The 1,090-nt window shown below is 69.0% G+C and carries 1 protein-coding gene and 1 pseudogene; both read right to left on the bottom strand.

The annotated features are described in order from the left end of the window. Positions 1-264 (bottom strand): annotated as a pseudogene (locus I53_RS01605) (efflux RND transporter periplasmic adaptor subunit); the annotation flags it as partial. Between the two features lie 107 nt (positions 265-371). Further along, the gene (locus I53_RS01600) at positions 372-1,073 is read right to left on the bottom strand and encodes a sulfate transporter family protein (RefSeq protein WP_043345956.1); all 702 of its coding nucleotides are present in this window, start codon (positions 1,071-1,073) and stop codon (positions 372-374) included. Positions 1,074-1,090 lie beyond the last annotated feature (17 nt).

Below are 1,090 nucleotides of genomic sequence, written 5' to 3'. Positions count from 1 at the left end.
GGCGGCGATCGCCGCCGTGGTGAAGGCCTGCATCTCGCCGGGAAGCACGAGATCGACGGGACCCTCCGCCCGCACGGCCGTGACGGTCCGCACCTGGGGCACGAGGGTCTTGATCCGCTCCAGCGTCGCGGTCGCCTCCGCGTCGCGCTGCCAATGGCCGTAGGCGCCCCAGGCCAGGAGACCCATTGCGGCAAGCCCCACGAGAAAGAACGGGACCTTGCCGGGCGGCGGTGGAACGTCCGCACCCGCGTCGTGCGCCTTCATCGATCGGCTCTCCGCCCCGAACGTCCGGTCGGGTCACGGTGAAGGTAGCGGGCGACGGCCGGGCCGGCCAGAGCGGTCACAGGCCGCATCCTCGCAGATGCGTGGGCCTAACGCGGGGGCCCGGTCACCAGCGGGCGTCGGCCGAGGCGCTTGTGGAGGTGGACCATCAGCGCGATTCCGAAGAGCGGCGTCAGCAGGTTGAGGATCGGAACGACCATCAGGGCCGCCAGCAGGCAACCGGCACCGAGTGTCCGGACGGAGAAAGCGCGGCGCATCTCGGCGGCCTCCGGAAGGGGCCTGAACCGGGCCGCCGCCATCTCGAAATACTCGCGGGAGAGCAGATAGGCATTGGCGGCGAAGAAGGCCGCGATTCCGATCACCGGCACGAAGAAGATCACCAGCGCCGCGAGATTGACCAGAAGCGTCAGGCCGGCGAAGCGCACCGCATAGAGCATGGCGGTTCCGAACGGCATGGGGCGTCCGGGCGGGTCATTCGGGAAATCGGTGCGCTCGACGATCTCGGCGGCATCGTCGAGGAAGAAGCCCGCCACCAGGATCGAGACCGCCGGCATCAGGTAGGCGAGGACCACGACGAGACCGACCCCCGCCAGATAGTAGGCGAGGTTGTCGAGGATCGGGTACTGGGTGGAGATGTGGTGGCTCGCCTGGAACGCCTGGATGAGGCGGGTCAGGCCGAGCCCGACCAGGAGCAGGAGCCCGACCGTCAGGCCGAGGGATTTCCACAGGATCGCCCGGAGCGGTGGCGAGAAGGTCTGGCGCAACGCCTCCGCGGCGGAATCTAACAGCATCGGGCGAAGTGTTCCGG

It is taken from the genome of Methylobacterium sp. B1, assembly GCF_000333255.1.
GTDB classification, from domain to species: domain Bacteria; phylum Pseudomonadota; class Alphaproteobacteria; order Rhizobiales; family Beijerinckiaceae; genus Methylobacterium; species Methylobacterium fujisawaense.
Note: the sequence above shows the minus strand (reverse complement) of the source record. Positions and strands in the feature narration are given on the sequence as shown.

Excerpts from the sequence above, each read along its gene's own strand:
- I53_RS01600 (WP_043345956.1), bottom strand. The coding sequence starts at position 1,073 with ATGCTGTTAGATTCCGCCGCGGAGGCGTTGCGCCAGACCTTCTCGCCA.